The organism is Gemmatimonadota bacterium (assembly GCA_026706345.1).
Lineage (GTDB): Bacteria > JAAXHH01 > JAAXHH01 > JAAXHH01 > JAAXHH01 > JAAXHH01.
This window is the reverse complement of the sequence record JAPOYX010000081.1, coordinates 1-23,202: the sequence shown is the minus strand read 5'-3', so window position 1 is coordinate 23,202 and position 23,202 is coordinate 1. Positions and strand designations below refer to the sequence as shown.

Here is a 23,202-nt window from a genome sequence, read left to right as displayed (position 1 = left end):
AGGATGGCCGATGGAATCGGAGGGTGCCGCTATATGGCGAAGAAGGACCTCAGGTTATTCTCGATGTTCGCGTCTTCCCGCAGCTTGGACAGCCATTCCTGGTACAACTGATTCTGCTTCTGAAGCAGGAGTTGCCGTTTCAGGCTTTCCTTCATTATTTCGTAAGTTGATTCATCAATCGGTACCCTGGTTTCCAGCTGAATCAGGTAGTAACCCCGCTCTCCCTCGACCAGTTCGCTCAGCGCTCCGGTGCCGGCCAGTTGAAAGGCACCCCTGATGAAAGCCAGATCCTGGCCGATTCGAGGAATGAAAGCCTGTTGCCGGGTGATGAGATCCGTGGTGGCGATCCGGTCCGTCCACTCACCGGTCAACGCGTCCAGGTTTCCGCCGCCGAGACCCGCCCTGACCTCTTCTCCCCGCAACCTGGCCTTTTCCATCTTCTGATTCCGCACGAGGATCGACCGGATGCGCAGCTCCACTTCCTCGAGGGGCAGCACGCCCGCCGGCTTTTCCCCCGCGTTCGCAAGGACGTAATAGCCGTTGGCGTTTTCCAGTACTTCGCCGATGTCGCCGGGTTCCGATCCGAAGGCGAAGGACGAAGCGCCGGCCAAGTACCCGATGCCGCGGATGAACCCGTCGGGGCGGTCGGCGAAGTATCCGGTGGCCTCGGTTTCCAGGGAATCCGGCATGCTCAGGGCGGCTTCCTCCAGGTTGCTTTCGAGTGCCCGGCTCCGAAGCTGCCTCGCCTGCTCGAGCAGGGTGCTCAGGGTCTGCTGGCCGGTAACGGTCTTCAAAAGAATATGGCGGGCGCGGACCTGTTCCTCGCCGTCCCTGACCGTGGTCTCTTCCACCTGGATGATGTGCCAGCCGTGCTGCGTCTTCACGGGTCTGGAGATGGTGCCGGGCGGCGTTTCGAAGGCGACCGCCTCGAATTCCGGGACCATGATGTTTCTGCCGAAGAATCCCAGGTCGCCACCATCGGCGGCATTGGACATGTCCTCGGAGAAGTCTCTGGCCAGCGTTTCGAAATCGGCGCCTTTCGCGAGTTGGTCATAAAGCTCGTTGATCTGCCGTTCTACACGCTGGGAATCGGCCACGCTCGGCTGCTTCGGAATCATGACGTAGGACAGCGAAACCTGGGCGTCCTCCATGAACGCTTCGGGGTGTTCCCCGTAGTACGAGGCGATGTCATCGTCGGACACAGATTCCGGTTCCACCTCCTGGTCTTCCGGATCGAAAAAGAGATATTTCGCCGTCAACTGTTCGTTCTGCTGCACAAAGGCCTGACGGACTTCGAGGTCCGTTACGCGGGCGCCCGATATCACTCGTTTGACGAGCTTCTGCCGGGGCAGCGACATGCGATACTGGTCTTCCAGATACGCCCAGCCTTCGACGGCCGGATCGTTCAGCGCCTGCAGATACTTGGTCTCGTCGAATTCGCCATCCGTCTGGAACATTTCCTGCTGCCTGACGAATTCCGGCGGACTGTTGCGAATCGCTTCGAGTATTTCGGCGTCGGTGACGACGATACCCTGCTTTTGCACACTCTGTTCCAGCAGCGTGAGGTCTATCCGCCGGTCCCATACCTCGTTTATGATCTCCCGGCTCCTGAATTCGTCCAGGCTTCCGCCCTGTTGCTGGCGATCGAACTCCTGCAATCGTTCCACTTCAAACCGGATCTCTTCATAGGACACCGACTCGCCGTTGATCGATCCCACGGCGTTCTGTCCGCCCGGGCCCCTGCCTGTCATGTCGGCGCCCCATTCCAGGCCGATCAGTCCCACGAACGCGATCACCAGGATAATCATGACGACGTGGGTTCGCTCTCTCAACAGTTTCATTAGGGCCATCTTGCCACCGCTCCTTGCGGACATGTGCCGTTCGTGCTTTCAGCGTAATTCGAAACGAATCGAAAAAGACAAGTAAATATAACAGACCGGTCCTGTGCCGGCAACTCATTTGTCCCGGAAGGCCGGAGCACGGGCAAAAGATGCTTGACAGTCCCGGCTCCTTCGCCTATTTTTGCCAGCGCGTTTCAACCAGCGGTCCGGAAATCTCGTTCTCCCGGCCGAAGATCCCAAGGAGTCAGCCAAATGAAGACCGGCATTCATCCGGAATACAAGGAAATCACGGTAACCTGCGCCTGCGGCAATACGTTCCAGACACGCTCGACGATTGACACGATCCACGTGGAGATCTGTTCGGCCTGCCATCCCTTCTATACCGGAAAGCAGAAAATGGTCGACAGCGCGGGCCGCGTGGAACGCTTCAACAGGAAGTACGGAATCGACGAGTAGGTCGCAGCCGAAGTTGCTGGTCCGCCTGGTCCGCCTGGTCCGCCTGGTCCGCCTGGTCCGCCTGGCTCGTCGGACCGCCCTGGCCTGGCAGGCGCGCCGGACCAGGCTGTCCTCGATCGTAGGATGGCGCCTCTCCTCCCTTCCCTCTCCCATGCCTCCATGCTACTCCGTCAACTCGAAAATATCGCTCGGCGCTTCGAATCCCTCGACCGTCAACTGGCGGACCCGGCCGTAACGACGAATCCGAATAAACTACGTGAAGTCGGGCGGGAGTACCGCGAGCTGACCCCGGTGATGGATCAGTATCGCGTGTACCGGAAAGTCCTGGAAGACCTGGAATCGGCTCGGTCGGTGCTGCAGGAATCCGATACCGATCCCGACATGGCCGAACTTGCCCGGGACGAAGTGGAAAGCCTGGACCGGGAAAGGACGGCCATCGAGGAAGAACTCACGCAGTTGCTCGTTCCCAGGGATCCCGAGGACGAGCGAAACATCATCTGCGAGATTCGGGCGGGGACGGGAGGCGACGAAGCGGCGATTTTCGCCGGAGAACTGTACCGTATGTACAGCAGGTACGCGGACGGCCGGGGCTGGAAGACAGAAGTACTGAACTCCAACGGAGCTGAAAGGGGCGGTGTGAAGGAGGTCATTTTCCAGATCGAGGGCAAGGGCGTCTACGGCAGGCTAAAGAACGAAAGCGGGGTCCATCGCGTGCAGCGGGTTCCCGTGACGGAAACGCAGGGGCGGGTGCACACCTCCGCCGCATCGGTGGTCATACTGCCCGAAGCGGAAGAGGTAGAGGTGGAGATCGACGAGAAAAAAGACCTCGTTTTCGACGTTTTCCGTTCCTCCGGTCCGGGCGGCCAGAGCGTCAATACGACGGATTCGGCGGTGCGCATCACCCATGTGCCGACGGGCCTGGTCGTATCGTGCCAGGACGAGAAGTCGCAGCACAAGAACAAGGCCAAGGCCATGAAGGTGTTGCGGGCCCGCCTGCTTGACGTGGCCCGGCAGGAACAGGAAGCGGAGATGGCGAGCAGCCGCAGGTCCCAGGTGAGGACGGGAGACCGCAGCGAAAAGATCCGCACCTACAATTTCCCGCAGGGAAGGGTCACCGATCACCGCATCGGTCTGACCCTGTACAAGATCGACCAGATCATGGAAGGCGACATAGAAGAGATTACGCAGTCCCTGGCGGAGGCGGAACGGGCGGAAAAGGTGGCCCAGCTCACGTCGAAATGATCCTGGATGTGTCCCATGAACGGATTTGAATGCCCTGCCTCGTCGACCGTGCTCCAGGCGGTCGCCTGGGCGGCCCGGAAACTGGACGGACGGGCGGATCACGGCAGCCGGACAGATCCCGCCGGTCGGGTCGAATCGGAATTGTTGCTCGGGAAGGTGTGCGCATCGAGCCGCCTCGATCTGTACCTGAATCATGACAGGCGGCTCGATTTGCTCGAGTCTTCCCGGTTTTCAGCGCTGGTAGACCGAAGAGTGCGCGGGGAACCCGTCCAGTATCTCACGGAAAGCACGGAGTTTTACGGACGCGAGTTCGCGGTTTCACCCGCCGTGCTGATCCCCCGGCCCGAGACCGAACGGCTCGTCGATCACGCGCGTCCCTTCCTGGATGCGCTTCGGCGCCGGAGGACCGAAGAGGCGGCCGCGCATGTCCGGCCTCGAACGGCTGGCGAAACCCGTTTCGGCCTCCCGGTGAGATTCGCGGATATCGGTACGGGCGCGGGTGTCCTCGCGGTAACGCTCGCCCTGGAATGTCCGTTCGCGCAGGGGTATGCTACCGATGTTTCCGATGAAGCCCTCGGCGTCGCGCGTAAGAATGCCGAAAACCTGCTGCGGGACCGGGGCAGCCGGATTACCTTCAGGCAGGGTTCGCTGCTGGCGCCGCTGAACGCCCTTTCCGTCCCGGCGCTGGACCTGATCGTGTCGAATCCGCCCTATGTCGCTTCCGGTGAAATGGATGGCCTGCCGGAGGAGGTTCACGAGTTCGAACCCCGGCTCGCGCTCCACGGCGGCGAAGATGGCCTGGAATGCCATCGCGCGCTCATCGGGCGGGCTCCGCGCTACCTGAACAAAGGCGGGATGATCGCCCTGGAGATCGGCGCGGAACAGTCCGGGGAAGTGACCCGTTTAATGACCGACAGCCGTGTGTATGGAAACATGAAGATCGTCAAGGACTACAATGGCCTGGACCGAATCGTGTCCGCCATATACGCCGGGTGACTCCGGCATCACCGACCGGAAGGTGCAAAATGCTTAATAACCGCCGCATCATGATACTCGGAACGGGAAACATGGGATCCTGTCTGCTCGGCGGCATACGAAGAGCGAATCTCGTTCCCCCGGATCAAATCGTGATCACCGGCCTGCGGTCCGATCATCTGAAGGACCTGGCGGATAAATGGGACGTACGCTGGACCACGGACAACCGGGAAGCGGTACGGGAAGCGGATATTGTCATGATCTGTCTCAAGCCCCAGGCCATCGAGCGCGTGGCGGAACATGTGCGCGACTGTCTCCGTCCCGATCAACTGCTGATCACGATCGCGGCGGGTGTGACGACTTCGGGGATCACCGAAATGGTACGCACCGAGAATCCCGTCGTCCGGGTGATGCCGAATATCGCCTCCCTGGTGGACGAAGGGGCCGCCGCCATTTCTCCCGGCAGGTATGCCGGCGAAGAACACAAGCAGATGGCGGCCCGGATCTTCCAGGCCGTGGGACGCGTCGTCTTCGTCAACGAACATCTCCTGGACGCCGTAACCGGACTCAGCGGCAGCGGCCCCGCCTATATATATATGGTAATAGAGGCGCTGTCCGACGGCGGAGTGAAAATGGGCCTGCCCAGGGACGTCGCCCTGGACCTGGCGGCCCAGACCGTACTCGGGGCCGCGCGGCTGATTCAAGAGACCGGCAAGCATCCGGCGGTGTTACGCGACCAGGTCCTGACGCCGGGCGGTACCACCATTGCGGCGGTACACGACCTGGAAATCCGCGGATTGCGCAGCATGCTGATCAGCGCGGTCGAAACGGCCACCCAGCGGTCGAGAGAGCTCCGGGACGGCAAATAGACCCGCCCCCTGGGTCTTATATGTGGGACAAGCAGGCCGATGGGTGTCTGCAAACCGGCCTGCCTCGCGGCGCATCATCTCGATATAGCAGACCCCTTCGCTTTTTCAACGTACAGACTGGATAGCAGGCTTCGCGATCAGGAGGATTCTGCCTCCAGGGTAGCTTTCTGCGCTTCCGGCGCCATATAGTGCCAGGCCAGGCGAAATGCCATAGTATATGGTGTCAACGTATGATGTGTATCAACATTTATATAGTCTTTTGAGCACTGGGAGTTACAGAGTTTTCCTTATCCAAAGGTAAAGAAAATCGCCGTAAGTCTATTTTTTGTTGACAACATGGGGGGCACAATATAGTATAGTGGGTGAAAGTGGGACAAAGTGGGTCTCATAACACCTTAATTACCAAACACTTGTATAGTATTACTGGATAAACACCTCAGGTCAAGGTGTTAACTCCTTCGTATTTCAGGGAGATCGCGGATGGTCAACTTCCTGGGTTCATACACATACACCGTGGATCATAAAGGCCGGGTGAATGTCCCTGTGAAGTTTCGCAAGCACATCCGGACCGACGAGGATGACACCCTGATCATTACGCGGGGACTCGACGGATGTCTTTTTGTCTATCCGATCGACGAATGGGAACAGATCGACACCCGCTTGCGCGAACTGCCCATCACCAGGCAGAACACGCGGATCTTCATCAGGATGCTCTCGTCCCAGGCAGTGGCGGTTTCCATGGACAAGCAGGGGCGCATCGCCCTGCCCCGGCAGCTGATCGAACTCGCCGGCATCGAAACCGAGGTGCTGATCGTCGGAACGCTCGACCATTTCGAACTCTGGAGTCCCAGGGAATACGAGAAAGCGATGAACGAATCAGGGCACACGTACGAATCGATCGCGGAGTCCCTGTTCGTCTGATGTTCCCACCCATGAGGTCTTTCGGAAGTGGAATAACCATGGGGCTGGCAGATACGTACATCCATGTTCCCGTTCTTACCGGGAAGGTAGCCGAAATGCTCGTCTGGAACAAATCCGGCATATACGTGGACGGTACCGTAGGCGGAGGCGGTCATGCGCGCGCCATTCTGGATCGGCTTGACGAGTCCGGACGGCTGATCGGACTCGACAGGGATCCTGAAGCGGTCAGCGTGTCCCGTGCGAGAATCGCGGGCGGAAGAAACCCCCGGGTTAAAGTCATGCATCGCGATTTTACGGAACTGGCGTCCGTCCTGGACGCGGAACGCGTCTCCCGGGTAGACGGCGTGCTGCTGGACCTGGGCGTGTCATCCCACCAGATCGATTCACATGGCCGGGGTTTCTCATACCAGGCGGAAGGTCCGCTTGACATGCGCATGGACCGGGGAGAGGCGTTTACTGCGGCCGATATCGTCAATGGGAGTTCCAGGGATGAAATCGAGCGGATCATACGGGAATACGGCGAGGAAAGGCAGGCGCGCAGTGTCGCGAACGCGATCGTCAGAACCCGCGCAAAGGCACCGATGACCTCCACCGCCAGGCTGGCTGATACGATCAGGTCCGCGGTCCGCCGCCGGTGGGCGACCAAGTCCTGCGCCCGGGTGTTTCAGGCATTTCGAATTGCCGTCAACAAGGAACTGGACAGATTGAAAACGGCGTTGGAGACCATGCTTCCCCTGTTGAGCGACCAGGGTCGTTTCGGCGTCATCTCCTATCATTCTTTAGAGGATCGCATGGTCAAGCGGACGTTCGAAACCTGGGCTTCGGACTGCATTTGCCCGCCCGGCCTTCCGCAATGCGTGTGTCGGCACAGGCGCGTCGCCGTGCTGCACACGAAACGGCCCGTCGTGGCGTCACGGGAAGAGGTCACGACAAATCCACGGGCCCGAAGTGCCAGGTTTCGAATGATTGAACGCTTGCCGAACAACCAACCCGCAGCCTGAAATCCGCATCACGTTATTCGACCGGAGAGGCCAGATATGAAATCCGCTTTAAGATTCCGCAGCGATCACGCCTACATGGGACAACTGATCAGCTGGATCGGTACGATCGCGCTGGCAACATCGTTGAGTATGGGCTACATCTGGCACCAGGTGGAAACCAGGGTACTGATGCGGGAGATCCTCCAACTGGAGCACCGGAAGGAAGCCATGAAGAAGGAAAGCGCCTACCTGCACGTACGTATCGTGCGACTTTCGGAACAGCTCCGGAACGAAACCATGGCCATGAACCGTTTCGAACTGGGTCATGCGGCGGTCGGACAGGTCGTGACCATGGATGCGGTCGACACGGCAATGGCTTTGGCCCACACCGGGCCCGATGTGAGGGCGATCGCGGGAAAACCGACGGATGACGCGTTGATCCTGGCGTCTTACCCGGCGGCTAGAGTGGATACCCGATGAGGAATACCCGTTATGGTCGCGAAATCCTGTATACGCAGGCTGACCCTCCTGGTCGTGGTCGGTGCGGTTCTGTGTGCGGGTCTCGGGATTCGTATCGCACTGATTCAGATTCGCGACGGCGAGACCTACAGGCAGCGAGCGCGTGACCAGCAGCACCGGGTCGTCACCATTGACCCCCGCCGGGGCCGTATCTTCGATCGCAACCGGCATGCCCTGGCGCTGAGCGTCGAGTTCGACTCCTTTGGCATACAGGATCTCGACTGGGATCAGTTGAATGCCTCCGACGTCGGAAATCTGGCCGTTCAACTCTCCCAGATCACGGGAGAGCGTCCCCAGCATATCATCGATCGGATATCCGGAACCTCCGATTTCAGGTACCTGGTACGCTGGGCGAATCCTGAAACCAGCGAACGGATAAGAAGGCTCTCCACCTATCCCCGGTTCGAATCCTACATCCGCATGGAAAAGGAAGCCCGGCGGGTCTATCCCTACCGGACCGCCGCCGGCCAGGTACTGGGTTTCGCGGTGGACGGCATCGGCCAGGCCGGATTCGAAATGGAACACAACCAGTTGCTATCCGGTATAGAAGGATACAGCGTGGTTCAGATCGACGCCCAGAGACGGGCGTATTCGTGGCTGGATTCCTACCAGAAGTCGGCGCAGAATGGCGCGGACGTCGTGCTGACGATCGATATAGCGGCCCAGATGGCCGCGGAAGAGGTGCTGGAAGAGACGATAGCATGGCACGAGGCGCTCGGTGGCATGGTGATCATGATGGATCCGGTCGACGGCGACATTCTGGCTATGGCAAGTGCGCCGAACTTCGATCCGAACACGCCGGGCCGTTTTCCCTTCGAAGCCCAGAAGATCCGGCCGGTGGTGGATATATATGAACCTGGTTCGACTTTCAAGATTGTCGCAGCGACCGCGGCCCTGGAGACCGGCGCGTTCTCGCTGGAGGACCGGATCGACACCAGTGGAGGCCGGATCGAACTGGGTTCTCAGACGATTTCGGACCACGAAGTCTTCGACGAACTGAGCGTGCGGGAAGTCATCGAGCATTCCAGCAACGTGGGTACCGTGAAAATCGCCCTGACGCTCGGTGAGCGGGCGTTCTTCAAATACACCCGGGCATTCGGCTTCGGCATAAAGACGGGCGTGGGGCTTCCCGGCGAGGCCAGGGGGATCCTGCATAAAAGGGCGGACTGGTCCCGGTCGACCCTTCCCGCAATGTCCATCGGCTACGGGGTTTCCGTTACCGGGGTACAACTTGCGTCCGCCTATTGCGCGGTAGCCAACGGTGGGCTGCTCCTGCAACCCCGAATCGTCAAGTCCATCTTGAGAAACGACGGATCCGTGGAATCCACGCCAAGGACGGTCGTTCGCAGGGTAATGAAAGAAGAAACCGCCGAAACCCTGCTGGGCGTATTCGCCGGCGTGGTGGACCGGGGTACGGGCACAAAGGCCGCGGTACCGGGATTCAAAGTCGCCGGAAAGACCGGTACGGCCTGGAAGGCGCGTGAGGACGGCAGGGGATATACCCGGAACTACCGGTCGTCGTTTGTCGGTATGTTTCCCGCGGAGAATCCGGAAATCGTCGTGCTCGTCATGATCGACGAACCGAAAAAACGCGGTTTCTACGGAGGATCGGTGGCCGCGCCTGTTTTCAACAAAATCGTTCGCCGTCTCGTCCATTTACCCGGCGGACCCGTAGAATCGGTACCCGAATCCGAGGATGGTCTGCCTTTGCATCTGGCCTCCATCAAGCCGAATGCCGGCTCCGGCCGCGCTCCGTATATGCCGGATCCAGGCGACGGCGGATCCGCGCGCAAGGAAGCGCTTTCGCTCGGCGGCCCCTGGGAAATCGAAGGGTTCGGCGTCGGCGGCAGGCAGGAACGGGCGCGGATACTGCTGCCGTCCGTGATCGGTATGAGCATACGGGAAGCGGTCAAGACCCTGGCCGAACAGGGTATTGAAGCGACCATCGTGGGAAAGGGCTATGTCCGGCGCCAGATTCCCGCGCCGGGCCGCGTGCTCAACGCGGGCGACCAGTGCCTCATCGAATGCAGTCCCTACAACTAGCCGTTTGATCGTTCGCTTACGCGCGGACGACGACATAGAGGGTCAAGGCGTTGATACAGCTGTCGAAATTGCTGGATGCGCTGCCTCGAAAAACGGTTACAGGCCGGGCGGACCAGACGGATCAGGAAATAAGAACCATTGTACACGATTCGAGGTCCGCAGAGCCCGGCGACGTTTTCGTCGCGCTGCGCGAGCCATCGGGCCGCGACGGCCACAGGTACGCTCGCGACGCGGTGGCGCGGGGCGCCTCGGTTGTGGTCCAGGAAAGTACGGAGCACCTCGATGACGCGACCGTGGTAATCGTCCCGGACACCTCCAGGGCATTGGGTCTGATGGCCGCCGCGTACCACGGACAACCGGCGAGCGGCCTGCGTCTGATCGGCATTACGGGAACCAACGGAAAGACGACCGTATCCCTGCTGATCGAGGCCATACTTCGGGAATGCGGCTGGTCCGTGGGCGGAATCGGCACACTGGGCAGCCGGTTCATGGGCGAAATGCTCGACTGGAAGCTGGGTCATACCACACCCTATCCGATGGAACTGCACCGCACCTTGAGAAAGATACGGGACCGGGGGGCCGAATGGGCCGTCATGGAAGTATCCTCGCACAGCCTGGTCTGGCAGCGGCTGGCAGGCCTGCGGTTCAACACGGGTGTTTTTACGAATCTCTCCCGGGAACATCTGGACGACCACAAGACCTTCGACGCTTACCGGGAAGCCAAGATGTTGCTTTTCTCCGAATACCTCGAGGAGGACGGCCACGCCGCACTGAACATGGATGATCCGGCCTACGTCCATTTCAAGCACGCCGCGCGCGCGCGGGTGCGTTCATACGGACTGGACAAGAAGGCGGACGTCCGCAGAGCGGGGCCGATAGGTTACTACGCGGACCGGACCTCCTTCGAAGTACAGGTTCAATCCGGCCTCTCTTTCAGACTGACCCTGCCGCTGTTGGGCCGTTTCAACGCTTACAACGCCCTGGGGGCGGTTGCCGTGGGACTCGGATTCGGTATCGACTGCAACCTGATGAACCGGGCCATGGCCGGTGTAAGGGTTCCGGGGCGGTTGGAGCGCGTCGACGCCGGACAGCCCTTCAACGTGCTCGTGGATTTTGCCCATACGCCTGACGCGCTCGGCGCCGTGCTGTCAGCCTGCCGCGAATGGACCCGGGGAAACCTGACGGTCGTGTTCGGTTGCGGCGGGGACCGGGATCCGGGGAAGAGGCCGCTTATGGCCCGGGCGGCGTCCACCCATGCCGACGTGGTCATCGTGACGACCGACAACCCGAGAACGGAATCGCCAGACCGGATCATACGGGACATCGAGCCCGGTCTCCTGCCCCATGTCCGGTCCCATATCGTCCAGGACCGCGGCGAAGCGATCCACAAGGCCCTGAGCGAAGCGGGTGAAGGGGACACCGTGCTGATCGCCGGAAGAGGGGACACGGCCTACCAGATCGTGGGCGAATCGCACATCGAGTTCGATGACCGGATCAAGGCCCGGGAATGTCTCGAGGCACACTATGGATAATCGCAACGGGGCGGCTCCCACGCTGCTGGAAATAGCCGGCATCACGGGCGGAAGACTGCACGTTCCCGTCCCGGCACTTCGTGACAGCCGGATCACGGGCGTTTGTTCAGATACCCGGCGTATCCGGGAGGGCAACCTGTTCGTCGCGATTGCTGGCGAACGTTACGACGGTCACGATTTCGTGCCTGAAGCTATGCGATCGGGCGCCTGCGCATCCCTGGTTGCGGCCGACTGGCACGAGGGCCGGCCGGACCGTGAATCTCCGGACGGCGCGCGGATCGTCGTGCCCGAAGTACTTCCGGCGCTGCAGGCGTTCGCGGGCTGGCACCGAAGCCGATTCGAGCTTCCGGTAATCGCGGTCACGGGTTCTAACGGAAAGACTACTACGAAGAACATGATTGCCGCTGTGCTGAGTGAGCGCTACCGGGTTTTCAAGACGCCGGGGAACCTGAATAGTCAACTGGGCGTCTCCGAGGCGCTGTTTACTCTGGAGGAAGGCCACGGCGCCGCGGTGCTCGAACTGGGTATGAACCGGGCAGGCGAACTGGACCGGTTGGCCCGCATGACCCGTCCGTCCGTGGGTGTAATCACCAACGTGGGACCCGCGCATATCGAGTTTTTCGAGTCGATCGAAGGAATCGCCCGGGCCAAGGGCGAGATCCTGGACCACCTGCCGGCGGATGGCCGCGCGATACTGAACGCCGACGACCTTCTCGTCATGAAGCAGTCCGGCCGCAGTCCGGCGCAGGTGACTACGTTTGGGCGCGGCGCCGGAGCTGATGTCAGGCTGGTCCGCTCCGGGACCGAACTGTCGGGATCGATTTTTACTTTGTCGAATGGAGCCGTCTTTCGCACAAACCTGATGGGGGATCACCAGGTCATGAACTCCGTGGCAGCCGTAGCGGTGGGCAGGCTCTTCGGAATCGACGACAAATGCATCGCGCGTGCGCTGCAGCGCGTAGGTCCCACGCCCATGCGGATGGAATACAGGCAGTTGGGCGCCGTGCACCTGATCGACGATACGTACAATGCCAATCCGTCGTCCATGAAAGCGGCCCTGGACGCGCTGGCGGCCACCGACGGCCGTAAACTGGCCGTCCTCGGGGACATGCTGGAACTGGGCGGGACAGGCAAGGCGGCGCACAGGGAAATCGGAAAACACGCCGCCGGCGTGGCGGAACGGATCATCACGGTGGGCGATCTGGCCCGCGACATCGCCGAAGCCGCCGTGGACGAAGGCATGCGGGCCTCTCGCGTCGTGGCCTGTTCATCCAACGACGAGGCGGCCGCCGTGGCACTGGCGGAAATCAGAGACGGCGACGTGGTCCTGGTCAAGGGATCGCGCGGCATGCGAATGGAAACCGTCGTGGAATCCATGACAACAGCGCTTTGCAAGCCCGTAGAGGGGTAAACCCGTGTTACGTCAGCGCATAGATCTTCCCTTGCTGGTCTCGTCCCTGCTCCTGCTGGGCGTGGGATCGGTGATGGTCTACAGCGCGAGTTCGGCCGTTGCCGAAGAGATGTTTTCCGGTGACAGCGGATTCTTCGTAAGACGCTACCTGGTCAGGTTGATCCTCGGGATCGTCATCCTGGTCCTGTTCGCCAGCCTGAATTACCAGAAACAGCAAAAGTGGGCCCCGGTATGGATGGCCGTCGGCCTGGTGTTTCTTCTGCTCCTGTTTGTCCCCGGCATCGGGCTGACCATCCGGGGCGCGACGCGCACGTTGAATCTGTTCTCCATGACGATTCAGCCTGCCGAAGGGATCAAGATCGCCCTGGTGCTGTTCCTGGCCTACTGGCTGGCGAAGCAACAGAACGTGATGGAGAGGTTTGTTGTCGGATTGCTGCCCGGACTTGCCGTGGCGGGAGCCACCTGCCTGTTGATTGTGCTGCAGCCGGATTACGGCACGGCGATCGTCCTGGCGGTAACGGCATTCGCGATGCTGTACGTGGGCCGGGCCCGTCTGCTGCACCTCGCGTGCGCCGTGGGGATCATGCTCCCGGTCCTCTTCTTCAGGCTGTATTCGTCCACGCACAGCCGCCAGCGTCTCATGACCTATATCGACCGGTTTTTCAGCAGTTCCGTCGAACAGGCCGTCAATCTGCAAGGCGCGGATTACCAGTTGCAACAGGCGTTGATCGGCCTGGGCACGGGGGGCGTATTCGGCATCGGCCTGGGGCAAAGCCGGCAGAAGTTCCTGTTTCTTCCCGATCCCCATACGGATTTCGTGTTCGCGGTGATCGGCGAAGAACTCGGATTTCTGGGGTCGCTTGCGGTACTGGGCCTCTTTGGCGTCTTCGCCTGGCGAGGGATCCGCATCGCCCGCCAGGCGCCCGATGACTTCGGCTTCTTCCTGGCATCGGGACTGACCATGCTCATCGCGTTGCACGTACTGGTGAACATCGGAGTGGTGACGGGCATGCTGCCCACTACGGGGCTGCCGCTCCCCTTTCTGAGTTACGGAGGTTCCTGGCTGCTGTTCTGCATGATGAGCATAGGGATCCTGCTGAATATTTCCAGAATGACCTACCGTCGACAGAGACTCCAGTATGACTGACCGGCGTAAGTCTTTGCTTGCATGCCGCCGCGTGCATTTCATCGGTATCGGCGGAATCGGAATGAGCGGACTGGGTGAGCTGATGCTTGATTACGGATACGAAGTAAGCGGGTCGGATCTCCGGCGTACGCCGCTGACGGAACGTCTTCGCGTTCTCGGCGCTTCCGTCTTCTGCGGCCACAAGCCCGATAACGCGTCGGGGGCCGATCTGATCGTATACTCTTCCGCCATACCGGCGGACAATCCCGAGCTCGCGGCCGCCCGCAGGCGGGGCCAGCTTGCCGTCACCCGCGCGGACCTGCTCGGCACGCTGATGCGCGGGACGCAGGGCATCGCCGTGGCGGGCACCCACGGAAAGACTTCTACGTCGGCCATGATCGTCAGGGTGCTCTCCGCCGCCGGCCTGGACCCGACCGCCGCAATAGGCGGGATCATGACGGAAAACGGATCCAACGTGCGGCGTGGAAGCGGCGCCTGGATGGTCGTGGAAGCCGATGAATACGATCGATCGTTCCATGCCCTGGCCCCGAAGATAGCCGTGATCACTTCGATAGATGCTGACCACCTGGAGTACTACGGTTCGCAAGAGGCCATTGATGAAGCCTTCGTCGCCTTCGCCCATCTCGTGCCCGTGGACGGGCCGGTATTCGTGTGCGCGGACGACCCGGGCATAAGCAGAGTAAGTGCTGCGCTGCGGCGCCGGCTGGTCACCTATGGGCTTTCCAGGCATGCCTGTATCCGGGCCGACCGGGTGGTATCGGAGGGTTGGCGCGTTACCGCCGAGGTGTACGTGCGGGATGTTCCGGCCGGTCGACTGGTATTGCCTCAACCGGGCGAGTGCAACCTGCTCAACGCCCTGGCGGCCATCGGCGTGGCCGATTATCTCGAAATACCCGTCGAGCGGGCCGTGGCGGCCCTGGCGGCATACCGGGGACTGAAGAGACGTTTCGAGGTGCTGGACAGGATACAGGGCATCGCGGTGGTGGACGACTATGCCCATCATCCCGTGGAAATCGAGGCGGCGTTGCTCGCCCTTTCCAACACGGGTGCCCGGCGCATGTTCGTGGTGTTCCAACCGCACCTGTACAGCCGTACGCAGCATATGCGCCGTGAATTCGGACGCGTTCTCGGGCTATTCCCGGCATACCGGACGGTCGTGACGGACGTCTACCCTTCCAGGGAAACGCCGCGGGAGGGGGTTACAGGCGAGATGATCGTCCAGGCTTCGCGGGAATTCGGCGGGGACGTCGCGTACGTCTCCGACAAAGACCGGGTGGCGGCCGCCCTCGTGGACGATCTCGAGGAGGGGGATATGGTACTGACGCTCGGCGCCGGGGACATCGACGAGGTCGGACGGCAGATATGCGAACTGTTGCGGAAACGCGGGGCCTAGACCCATGGAGATCTTCGACATCCTCAGCGGGCTGGTCCCCGCGGACCGGCTTCGGCGCAACGAGGGCCTCGACCGGCATACCACCTACCGGGTCGGGGGACCGGCCGACGCGATGTGTCTGCCGGAAACCCGGTCGGAACTGCTGGAAGTCGTCACCGCCGCTCACGTGCGCGAGATACCCTGGCTGGTGTTGGGAAACGGAAGCAACGTCCTCTTTTCAGACGAAGGCTTCCGGGGGCTGGTGATCAAGATACGGGGCTCGACTCCGGCGGAGGGGACGCTGTGGCATTTGAAACAGGAAGGTGAATACATCCGGGCGGGCGCCGGAGTAAGCCTGCCTCGACTCGCCTGGTCCGCAGCCGCGGCCGGACTGAGCGGACTGGAGTTTTGCACGGGGATACCCGGGGTGGTCGGCGGGTCCATCCGGGGCAATGCCGGAGCCCACGGGAGTGACCTGAGCCGGGTGCTGGAGTCCGTAGAGCTGCTTCAGCCTCCCGGTAACGTCGTGACGATCAGGGCTTCCGAGGCCGGGTTTTCCTACCGGGAAAGCGGTATCGACCGGGACAGCATCGTGACCGGAGCCGTGTTCAGATTGACGCCGGACGAACCGGAAAACGTGTATGAACGCATCCGTGTCTTTACCGAGTACAGAAAGCGCACCCAGCCGTCCTCGGACCAGAGTGCGGGATGCATGTTCAAGAACCCGATGGGCGACAAGGCCGGAAGGCTGATCGACGCGGCCGGTTGCAAGGGCCTTCAGGTCGGCGGGGCCCGGGTGTCCGACGTCCACGGGAATTTCGTTGTCAACCAGGGAGGCGCTACGGCTACGGACGCGTTGCGGCTGATCGATCTGGTTCGCGAGCGCGTCTTCGAGCGGACCGGCGTAGCCCTTGAACTCGAGGTGCGCGTGATGAAATCGGGTGTAGTATGAATCTGAACAGGAAGCGGCCCATATACCGGTTGGTGCGCGGACTGGCCATCGTCCTGCTCACGGCCGGCGCGACAACGGGGATTATCCTTGGAAGCCTGACATTGTCCAAGTGGACGAAAACCTCGCCGGCGTTCAATCTGGACACCATTGTCGTAACGGGGAACATGAACGTCGGCAAAGAAGACATCGTCACGATTTCCGGCCTTGAAAGGGGGCGGAACATCTGGTCGGCCAACCTGGCGGCGATCGAACGGCGGCTGATGCTGGACCGCCGGTTCGCACACGTCGCGCTGACGAGGCGGCTGCCCGGTACCGTCGTCGTGTGGGTGAAAGAACTGCAGCCTGTCGCCTTCGTACAGCTGAATCGACTCTATGGCGTCACCGAGCGCGCCGAATTGATCCCGCTGTCGCCGGGAAACGGACTGCCGGACCTCCCCGTGATCACGGTCGGCGCGCCAGGCGACCACCCCGCGCAAGACAACACGACCCGGCAGGACCAAGTGTTCGAAACGCTCAGGGATGCCATGCTGGTTAATCCCGAGGTGGGCCGCGCGCTCTACCTGATGCGAGTGCTGAGAACGCTTTCTCCGGGGCTGTATGACGAATTGTCCGAGGTTCACGTATCGAGCCAGCATGATCCGATCGCCTACATGGTCGAAGGCGGATTGGCCATAAGATTCGGGACGGGCCACTACCCCAGGAAGATCGAGATGCTGAAACGAACGGTGGACCGGTTGGAAGCCGACGCCATCAGGACCAGGCTGATCGATCTGCGGTTCAAGGACCAGGTGATTGTCCGGCCGATCGTGTCCGCCCGGTCTCCGGAGCGGCGTTCGTAGCGGTAAAGGAGTTTCACATGGCCGGTGAATTCATAGCCGCCCTCGACATGGGCACTACCAAGACCGTCGTGCTGATCGGCGAGATGACAGACGACGGCCTCCATATTCTGGGCGAAGGAACCTGTCCTTCACACGGCATCAGGCGAGGTGTCGTGGTGAATATGGACGAGGCCACCCGCACGATCATGCAGGCGCTCGATGCGGCGGAACAGGCGGCGGGAGTCAAGGTAAACGACGTCGTCGCCGGGATCTCCGGCGAGCACATCGAAAGTGTCAACAGCAGAGGCGCCGTGGCCATCGCGTCCGACGGGGACGGCGGCGTGACGCAAGAGGACGTTGCACGCGCGCATGACTCCGCGACGGCCCTGAAGATTTTACCCGACCGCCAGGTCCTCCACGTGATCGCGCAGGACTACATCGTGGACGACCAGCACGGGATTCCCGACCCGTGCGGCATGTCGGGCGTCCGTCTCGAAGTGCTGGTGCACATCGTCACGGGAGCGGTTACCCCCCTTCAGAATGTCCGTAAATGCATCATGGAGTCCGGAATGCGCGTCACGGACCTCGTCCTGGATTCGATGGCGGCGGGCCACGCGGTGCTCACAAGCGATGAGAAGGAACTGGGTGTCGTTCTCCTCGACCTGGGAGGAGGAACCACGGGCGTCGCGTTGTTCCACGGGGGCAGCATCCGGCATTCGTCGGTAATCCCGGCCGGTGGGGTCAATCTGACGAACGATATCGCGATCGGGCTCCGCACGCCCCATGAGGATGCCGAACGAATAAAGCGCCGCTACGCAAGTGCGGTCTATGTCCGTCCGGACAGGGAGGACATGATCGAAGTGCCCGGAGTCGGCGGCCGTCCGTCGCGGCAGGTGACACGGGAAGAACTGGCGTTCGTCGCAGGACCGCGGATAAAGGAGCTTCTGATCCTCGCCCGGCAGGAGATCAGGAGAAGTGGATACGAACACCTGATCGGTACCGGTATCGTAATCACAGGCGGTGGCGCCCAGATACCGGGCATTGCGAAACTGGCGGAACAGGTCTTCGGCATGTCCGCGAAAATCGGTGCGCCAGTTGAAGTTACCGGCCTGGCCAGAGATGAGGACGCGCCAGTGTACGCGACGGGTGCGGGCCTGTTGCGCTACGTCATGGGCAACCCGTCGGGAAAGGAGTGGCGAAATGGTACGGAAGGAGGATGGCTGGATCGTGTGAGAAGCCGGATCGTGGCCATGCTGTAACACCCCACGATGCGTCGTGATTATGAAGGTCTTGCAGGTTGCTGCTTTTACACCAACGAACGGAGGCAATAATGTCTACTTTCGATTTCGATGCGGAACCGGGACTGTTTGCTCGCATGAAAATCATCGGCGTGGGAGGTGCGGGCAAAAACGCCGTCAACCACATGGTTGAAATCGGCGTTCCGGGTGTGGATTTCCTCGTCGCAAACACGGACGCGCAGGACCTGGCAGGGTCCAATGTGAAGTACAAGATTCAACTGGGACACGAAATCACCCGGGGACTGGGCGCCGGCGCCAACCCCGACGTGGGCCGAAAGTCCGCGGAGGAAAGCCGGGACGTCATCTCGGAACACCTGACCGATATCGACATGGTCTTTATTACCGCGGGCATGGGTGGAGGTACGGGAACCGGTGCCGCGCCGGTGATCGCGCAGATCGCGAAGGAACTGGGCGTGCTGGCCGTCGGGATCGTGACCAAGCCCTTTGCCTTCGAGGGGCCCAAGCGGGCGGCGAACGCCGAAACCGGCCTGGCCGCATTAAAGGAACATGTGGATACGGTAGTCATTATTCCTAACCAGAAACTCAAAGAAACCGTAAGCCACACCACGTCTTTCAAAGACGCGCTCAAGGTAGCCGACGAGGTCCTGTTGCAGGCCACGCGCGGCATATCGGATCTGGTAACCCTGCCCGGACTGATCAACGTCGATTTCGCCGATATCAAGACAACCATGGAGAACAAGGGCGAAGCCCTGATGGGAACCGGCGAAGCCGAGGGAGACAAGCGCGCACTCGAAGCCGCGGAACGGGCCATGAAGCACCCGCTGCTGGCGGACATGGACATAGACGGCGCCAAGGACATTCTGCTCAATATATCGGGTGGCGAGGATATGACCCTGTTCGAGGTGGAAGAGGTAATGACCACGGTACAGGCGGCCGCGGGGCATACCAACATCATCATGGGGACGGTCCTCGACGAAAGCCTCGAGGGCAGGATCCGGGTAACGTTGATCGCCACGGGACTGGATCATGCGATTGCTTCCCATGACGAGATGTTGACGCGCAACATCCTGAAATTCCAGCCCGACCGCCCGGACGAGCTGGAAACTCCGGCCTTTCAGCGGGTCAAGCGCAACGGGTTCGATACGGAAGAAGTGGCCGGCGGCGACCCTTCCGACGATGCGGTCGACAACAACGGACTGGATGTGCCGACCTACATGCGCCGCAGACGGGCCTTCGGTTCGTAGAAAGCCGAATCACCCGACATCCCCGGGGAGATTCGGGTATCTGAGCCGCCGGGCAATTTAAATTGACAGGTCCGCGTCGGGACGATATTTTGAGGCAGGCGATTCAGGCGTTGCTGGATTCGAGATATCATCACGATGGAGGGCGTAGTCTTTCCTGTCCGGTACCCGGTCTGATTACGGTCATTCCATAACCTGTTATATGCTGTGACGCTCGATACGACAGGGAGAAACACCCGATATGGCCGAGGGCCTGCCCCCGCAATACGACCCGGGAACCGTGGAACGGAAGTGGTACGCTTTCTGGGAAGAGAACCAGTTCTTTCACGCCGACCCGGTTTCCGACAAGCCGCCCTACACCATCGTCATTCCCCCTCCGAACATTACCGGCATACTTCATCTCGGCCACGTGCTGAACAATACGATCCAGGATATCCTCGTGCGCTTCAAGCGCATGCAGGGCTTCGAAACCCTTTGGATGCCAGGAACGGATCATGCTGGCATTGCCACGCACGTGGTGGTGGAGAGGATGCTCGCCGAGCAAGGCATCGACCGGGAGGAAATAGGCCGGGAAAGATTCGTTGAAGAAGTATGGAAGTGGCGGGAGCAATACGGTGGCACTATTGTCCGCCAATTGAAGGAACTGGGTTGCTCCTGTGACTGGAAGCGCGAGCGTTTCACCATGGATGAAGGGCTGTCCAGGGCGGTTGCCACGGTATTCATCGAGCTATTCGAAAAGAAGATGATTTATCGGGGCTATCGCATCATAAACTGGTGCCCCCGTTGCAATACCGCCCTGTCCAACGAAGAGGCCGTTCCCCTGGACGAGCGGGGTTCGCTGTGGCATATCCGGTATCCCCTGGCAGACGGCGAAGGAGGGATCAGCATCGCCACGACGAGGCCGGAGACCATGCTCGGCGATACGGCCGTGGCCGTCCATCCGGACGACGAACGTCACGCGCACCTGATCGGCAAACGGGTAAGACTGCCTCTGACGGACCGTACGATCCCGATCATTGCCGACGCCGAACTGGTCGACCCGGAATTCGGTTCGGGCGCCGTGAAAGTGACGCCGGCCCACGATTTCAATGACTTCATGCTGGGAAACAAACACGATCTGCCCCAGATCGTGATCATGGACGAGGACGGCGTGATGAACGAAGCCGCCGGCCCCGCCTACCGGGGATCGGACCGGTTCGACTGCAGGCGCAGAGTCGTGAAGGATCTGGAGGATCTCGGCCTGCTCGAACGGGTCGACGGGCACGTCCACGCCGTTCGCCACTGCCAGCGCTGCGATTCGACCCTCGAACCCCGGCTTTCACGCCAGTGGTTTCTGAAGACCCGTCCCCTCGCGCAGCGTCTGCTTCGCGCCCTGGAAGAAGATGGATTCCCGCGCTTCACGCCGGATCACTGGGAGAAGACGTACTGCCACTGGCTCGAGCATATCGAGGACTGGTGTCTGTCGCGGCAGCTTTGGTGGGGGCACCGCATTCCGATCTGGTATTGCGGTTCGTGTGAAAGCGTGCACGCGAGCGTCGAGGCGCCGGATCGCTGCGGCCGCTGCGGTCACGAAGTCCTGATCCAGGACGAAGACGTGCTCGACACGTGGTTTTCTTCGGCCCTGTGGCCCTTTTCGACCATGGGCTGGCCGGAGCGGACCGCGGAACTCGAGGCCTTCTATCCCACCTCCACGTTGGTTACCGGCCACGATATCCTCTTCTTCTGGGTCGTTCGCATGATGATGATGGGCTATGAATTCATGGATGACCGGCCCTTCGACGATGTCTATCTCACGAGCCTGTTACGTGACATCAAGGGACGCAAACTGAGCAAATCGCTGGGCAATTCGCCCGATCCGCTCGAGGTCATGGACACCTATGGCACGGACGCGCTGAGATACGCGATGATGCTGATCGCGCCCCACGGCCAGGATGTGCTCTATTCCAATGAACAGGTTGAAGTAGGGCGGAATTTCGCGAACAAGATGTGGAATGCCGCGCGGCTGGTGCTCATGCATCAGAAGCGGCCGGAAACCGGAACCTTATGTCCTGAAAACCTCTGGGACCGTTGGATTCTGTCACGTCTGGCGCGGACCGTCGAGCAGGTGACGCATTCCCTGACGAAGTATGCCTTCCACGAGGCGGCGCTGCTGCTTTACGATTTTTTCTGGCACGACTACTGCGATTGGTATCTCGAGGCGATCAAGCAGCGCGTCTACGACGAAACCGACTTCGATTCCGGGGATCAGGCGCGGCGCACGGCCCTGTTCGTGCTGGAGCGGACGCTACGCCTGTTTCATCCGTTCATGCCGTTCATCACCGAGGAAATCTGGCAGCAGTTGAGACCTTATCAACCGGCTGAGGAAGCGGGACCGGTCAGCATCGTCGTAGCGCCCTGGCCGGAGACGGACCCGGATCGGATTGAGGTGGGCGCCGAACGGAACGTACGCCTCATCCAGGAACTGATCGGGGCCATCCGGGGCGTGCGCGCGGATTTCAGGGTGCATCCGACCCATGAAATGACGGTGTACTGCCAGGTTGGCGACACGGGCCTGATTGACGTGTTCTCCCGTCAGGCCGCCACAGTCCAGTCCCTCGCCAGAAGCGCCCTGGTGTTCGTCGATGGGGACGAGGCCCGGCCCGCCGGCTGCGCGTCCGGCGTGCTCCGGGACATGGAGTTCTACATTCCTCTCAGCGGCCTGATCGACCTGGAAATCGAAACGGAACGCCTGTCCAGGGAGCGGACCCGGGTCGAGCAGGAGCTGGAAAAGGTCCTCAAGCGCCTCTCAAACGGCCAGTTCCTTGAAAGAGCGCCGGCAGAGGTCGTCGAGAAAGAGAAGAAAAAACAGGACAGCTACGAGGACATGATCGGCAGACTGAATCGCAATCTCGAAATGATTTGTGCTGGATAAGCGTCATGTGCTATATTGACTTACACGCCCACAGCGACTGTTCCGACGGCGTCCATTCCCCGGAAGAACTCGTTTCGGAAGCCCGCGGCGCAGGTTTGCGCGCCCTGGCGATTACGGACCACGACGCGGTGGACGGCGTCGAACGGGCCCGGCGTGTTTCGCCTCAGGGCCTGGAGATCGTACCGGGCGTGGAACTCAGTGCGCGGGAAGGCGCTTTCGACGTGCACATCCTGGGTTACTGCTTCGATCCCGCGAACCAGGCGTTGCTTTCGTACCTGGAAACCTTCAGGTCGCACCGGTTGAGCCGGGCGAAGGGTATCGTGCGGAAGCTCAACGACCTGGGAGTGGCGCTCGAACTGGAGTCGGTGATCGCATGCGCACAGGACGGAAGAACCAGCATCGGCAGACCGCATGTCGCCCGCGCTCTGCTGGAGAATAACCACGTCGAATCGATACAGGATGCCTTTGTCCGGTACCTCGGAAATCACGCGCCCGCATACGTGCCCAAGGTCTTTTTTGCCGTAGAGGACGCGATTGAGATCATACACGGGGCCGGCGGCATGGCGGTGCTTGCCCATCCGGGCTCCCTTCGGCGGGACGAACTGATCCCCGGTTTTATCGAACGTGGCCTAGATGGCCTGGAGGTCATCCATCCGGAACACACCGAAACAGCCCGTCGCCATTACGGGCAACTGGCGTCGAAGTACGGATTG

General features: G+C 60.9%; 19 protein-coding genes. 18 read left to right on the top strand and 1 reads right to left on the bottom strand.

The window, feature by feature from the left end; genetic code table 11:
* Positions 1 to 29: 29 nt before the first annotated feature.
* Positions 30 to 1,850 carry a peptidylprolyl isomerase gene (locus tag OXG98_06385; GenBank protein MCY3771629.1) on the bottom strand — a complete coding sequence of 607 codons (1,821 nt, stop codon included), beginning with the start codon at positions 1,848 to 1,850 and terminating at the stop codon, positions 30 to 32.
* 243 nt (positions 1,851 to 2,093) lie between these two features.
* Here OXG98_06385 and rpmE point away from each other — a divergent pair, with 243 nt between their 5' ends.
* The 18 genes from rpmE to OXG98_06295 form a co-directional block, all read left to right on the top strand.
* Entirely contained in the window at positions 2,094 to 2,297 is a 204-nt protein-coding gene (gene rpmE / locus OXG98_06380) for a 50S ribosomal protein L31 (GenBank protein ID MCY3771628.1), read from the top strand.
* A gap of 123 nt (positions 2,298 to 2,420) precedes the next feature.
* Positions 2,421 to 3,539 (top strand): peptide chain release factor 1, encoded by a 1,119-nt coding sequence (gene prfA / locus OXG98_06375; protein ID MCY3771627.1) that lies wholly within the window; start codon positions 2,421 to 2,423, stop codon positions 3,537 to 3,539.
* Positions 3,540 to 3,554: 15 nt separating this feature from the next.
* Complete coding sequence (prmC, locus tag OXG98_06370) at positions 3,555 to 4,535, top strand: peptide chain release factor N(5)-glutamine methyltransferase (GenBank protein MCY3771626.1); 981 nt, start codon at positions 3,555 to 3,557, stop codon at positions 4,533 to 4,535.
* Between the two features lie 29 nt (positions 4,536 to 4,564).
* Entirely contained in the window at positions 4,565 to 5,383 is an 819-nt protein-coding gene (gene proC, locus OXG98_06365) for a pyrroline-5-carboxylate reductase (protein MCY3771625.1), read from the top strand.
* Between the two features lie 480 nt (positions 5,384 to 5,863).
* Positions 5,864 to 6,304, top strand: a complete 441-nt coding sequence (gene mraZ / locus OXG98_06360) for a division/cell wall cluster transcriptional repressor MraZ (GenBank protein MCY3771624.1) — start codon at positions 5,864 to 5,866, stop codon at positions 6,302 to 6,304.
* 38 nt (positions 6,305 to 6,342) lie between these two features.
* The gene (gene rsmH / locus OXG98_06355; GenBank protein MCY3771623.1) at positions 6,343 to 7,305 is read left to right on the top strand and encodes a 16S rRNA (cytosine(1402)-N(4))-methyltransferase RsmH; all 963 of its coding nucleotides are present in this window, start codon (positions 6,343 to 6,345) and stop codon (positions 7,303 to 7,305) included.
* Positions 7,306 to 7,341: 36 nt separating this feature from the next.
* A complete protein-coding gene (locus OXG98_06350; GenBank protein ID MCY3771622.1) occupies positions 7,342 to 7,764 on the top strand; it encodes a hypothetical protein in 423 nt (140 codons plus the stop codon).
* A gap of 12 nt (positions 7,765 to 7,776) precedes the next feature.
* On the top strand, positions 7,777 to 9,846 hold the full coding sequence (locus OXG98_06345; GenBank protein MCY3771621.1) for a penicillin-binding protein: 2,070 nt from the start codon (positions 7,777 to 7,779) through the stop codon (positions 9,844 to 9,846).
* Positions 9,847 to 9,896: 50 nt separating this feature from the next.
* Complete coding sequence (locus OXG98_06340) at positions 9,897 to 11,378, top strand: UDP-N-acetylmuramoyl-L-alanyl-D-glutamate--2,6-diaminopimelate ligase (GenBank protein MCY3771620.1); 1,482 nt, start codon at positions 9,897 to 9,899, stop codon at positions 11,376 to 11,378.
* Positions 11,371 to 12,789, top strand: a complete 1,419-nt coding sequence (locus OXG98_06335; protein MCY3771619.1) for a UDP-N-acetylmuramoyl-tripeptide--D-alanyl-D-alanine ligase — start codon at positions 11,371 to 11,373, stop codon at positions 12,787 to 12,789. Before OXG98_06340 ends, OXG98_06335 begins: the two co-directional genes overlap by 8 nt.
* Positions 12,790 to 12,793: 4 nt before the next feature.
* Positions 12,794 to 13,936, top strand: a complete 1,143-nt coding sequence (ftsW, locus tag OXG98_06330; protein ID MCY3771618.1) for a putative lipid II flippase FtsW — start codon at positions 12,794 to 12,796, stop codon at positions 13,934 to 13,936.
* Entirely contained in the window at positions 13,929 to 15,329 is a 1,401-nt protein-coding gene (gene murC / locus OXG98_06325; protein MCY3771617.1) for a UDP-N-acetylmuramate--L-alanine ligase, read from the top strand. The genes ftsW and murC overlap by 8 nt, the downstream gene beginning before the upstream one ends.
* A gap of 4 nt (positions 15,330 to 15,333) precedes the next feature.
* Positions 15,334 to 16,260, top strand: coding sequence for a UDP-N-acetylmuramate dehydrogenase (gene murB / locus OXG98_06320; protein ID MCY3771616.1), 927 nt, complete (start codon positions 15,334 to 15,336; stop codon positions 16,258 to 16,260).
* Positions 16,257 to 17,099 carry an FtsQ-type POTRA domain-containing protein gene (locus tag OXG98_06315; GenBank protein MCY3771615.1) on the top strand — a complete coding sequence of 281 codons (843 nt, stop codon included), beginning with the start codon at positions 16,257 to 16,259 and terminating at the stop codon, positions 17,097 to 17,099. Before murB ends, OXG98_06315 begins: the two co-directional genes overlap by 4 nt.
* Positions 17,100 to 17,116: 17 nt before the next feature.
* On the top strand, positions 17,117 to 18,337 hold the full coding sequence (gene ftsA / locus OXG98_06310) for a cell division protein FtsA (GenBank protein MCY3771614.1): 1,221 nt from the start codon (positions 17,117 to 17,119) through the stop codon (positions 18,335 to 18,337).
* Positions 18,338 to 18,408: 71 nt separating this feature from the next.
* Positions 18,409 to 19,581: a cell division protein FtsZ gene (gene ftsZ / locus OXG98_06305; protein ID MCY3771613.1), complete on the top strand. Its 1,173-nt coding sequence runs from the start codon at positions 18,409 to 18,411 to the stop codon at positions 19,579 to 19,581.
* A 238-nt stretch (positions 19,582 to 19,819) separates the two neighbouring features.
* On the top strand, positions 19,820 to 22,489 hold the full coding sequence (locus tag OXG98_06300) for a valine--tRNA ligase (GenBank protein ID MCY3771612.1): 2,670 nt from the start codon (positions 19,820 to 19,822) through the stop codon (positions 22,487 to 22,489).
* A gap of 5 nt (positions 22,490 to 22,494) precedes the next feature.
* Positions 22,495 to 23,202 (top strand): PHP domain-containing protein (locus OXG98_06295; protein MCY3771611.1); only part of this gene is annotated, 708 nt, incomplete at its 3' end.